The 2,378-nt window shown below is 52.3% G+C and carries 1 rRNA gene; it reads left to right on the forward strand.

The annotated features are described in order from the left end of the window. Nucleotides 1-2,357 (forward strand): 23S ribosomal RNA (locus IAE38_RS23630); the annotation flags it as partial. Between the last annotated feature and the right edge of the window lie 21 nt (nt 2,358-2,378).

Below are 2,378 nucleotides of genomic sequence, written 5' to 3' on the forward strand. Positions count from 1 at the left end.
TTGTTAGGTGACTGCGTACCTTTTGTATAATGGGTCAGCGACTTATATTCAGTGGCGAGCTTAACCGAATAGGGGAGGCGTAGCGAAAGCGAGTCTTAATAGGGCGTTTAGTCGCTGGGTATAGACCCGAAACCGGGCGATCTATCCATGGGCAGGTTGAAGGTTAGGTAACACTGACTGGAGGACCGAACCGACTACCGTTGAAAAGTTAGCGGATGACCTGTGGATCGGAGTGAAAGGCTAATCAAGCTCGGAGATAGCTGGTTCTCCTCGAAAGCTATTTAGGTAGCGCCTCATGTATCACTGTAGGGGGTAGAGCACTGTTTCGGCTAGGGGGTCATCCCGACTTACCAAACCGATGCAAACTCCGAATACCTACAAGTGCCGAGCATGGGAGACACACGGCGGGTGCTAACGTCCGTCGTGAAAAGGGAAACAACCCAGACCGTCAGCTAAGGTCCCAAAGTCATGGTTAAGTGGGAAACGATGTGGGAAGGCTTAGACAGCTAGGAGGTTGGCTTAGAAGCAGCCACCCTTTAAAGAAAGCGTAATAGCTCACTAGTCGAGTCGGCCTGCGCGGAAGATGTAACGGGGCTCAAACCATGCACCGAAGCTACGGGTATCACCTTAGGGTGATGCGGTAGAGGAGCGTTCTGTAAGCCTGTGAAGGTGAGTTGAGAAGCTTGCTGGAGGTATCAGAAGTGCGAATGCTGACATGAGTAACGACAATGCGAGTGAAAAACTCGCACGCCGAAAGACCAAGGTTTCCTGCGCAACGTTAATCGACGCAGGGTTAGTCGGTCCCTAAGGCGAGGCTGAAAAGCGTAGTCGATGGAAAACAGGTTAATATTCCTGTACTTCCAGTTATTGCGATGGAGGGACGGAGAAGGTTAGGCCAGCCTGGCGTTGGTTGTCCAGGTTTAAGGTGGTAGGCTGAAATCTTAGGCAAATCCGGGATTTCAAGGCCGAGAGCTGATGACGAGTTGCCTTTAGGCGACGAAGTGGTTGATACCATGCTTCCAAGAAAAGCTCCTAAGCTTCAGATAACTGGGAACCGTACCCCAAACCGACACAGGTGGTTAGGTAGAGAATACCAAGGCGCTTGAGAGAACTCGGGTGAAGGAACTAGGCAAAATGGCACCGTAACTTCGGGAGAAGGTGCGCCGGCGAAGGTGAAGGACTTGCTCCGTAAGCTTATGCCGGTCGAAGATACCAGGCCGCTGCGACTGTTTATTAAAAACACAGCACTCTGCAAACACGAAAGTGGACGTATAGGGTGTGACGCCTGCCCGGTGCCGGAAGGTTAATTGATGGGGTTAGCGCAAGCGAAGCTCTTGATCGAAGCCCCGGTAAACGGCGGCCGTAACTATAACGGTCCTAAGGTAGCGAAATTCCTTGTCGGGTAAGTTCCGACCTGCACGAATGGCGTAACGATGGCGGCGCTGTCTCCACCCGAGACTCAGTGAAATTGAAATCGCTGTGAAGATGCAGTGTATCCGCGGCTAGACGGAAAGACCCCGTGAACCTTTACTATAGCTTTGCACTGGACTTTGAATTTGCTTGTGTAGGATAGGTGGGAGGCTTTGAAGTGGGGACGCCAGTTCTCATGGAGCCATCCTTGAAATACCACCCTGGCAACTTTGAGGTTCTAACTCAGGTCCGTTATCCGGATCGAGGACAGTGTATGGTGGGTAGTTTGACTGGGGCGGTCTCCTCCCAAAGAGTAACGGAGGAGTACGAAGGTGCGCTCAGACCGGTCGGAAATCGGTCGTAGAGTATAAAGGCAAAAGCGCGCTTGACTGCGAGACACACACGTCGAGCAGGTACGAAAGTAGGTCTTAGTGATCCGGTGGTTCTGTATGGAAGGGCCATCGCTCAACGGATAAAAGGTACTCCGGGGATAACAGGCTGATACCGCCCAAGAGTTCATATCGACGGCGGTGTTTGGCACCTCGATGTCGGCTCATCACATCCTGGGGCTGAAGCCGGTCCCAAGGGTATGGCTGTTCGCCATTTAAAGTGGTACGCGAGCTGGGTTTAGAACGTCGTGAGACAGTTCGGTCCCTATCTGCCGTGGACGTTTGAGATTTGAGAGGGGCTGCTCCTAGTACGAGAGGACCGGAGTGGACGAACCTCTGGTGTTCCGGTTGTCACGCCAGTGGCATTGCCGGGTAGCTATGTTCGGAAGAGATAACCGCTGAAAGCATCTAAGCGGGAAACTTGCCTCAAGATGAGATCTCACTGGGATCTTGAATCCCCTAAAGGGCCGTCGAAGACTACGACGTTGATAGGTTGGGTGTGTAAGCGCTGTGAGGCGTTGAGCTAACCAATACTAATTGCCCGTGAGGCTTGACCATATAACACCCAAGCAATTTGCT

Source organism: Pseudomonas sp. S32 (assembly GCF_016648095.1).
Classification (GTDB): Bacteria; Pseudomonadota; Gammaproteobacteria; order Pseudomonadales; family Pseudomonadaceae; genus Aquipseudomonas; species Aquipseudomonas parafulva.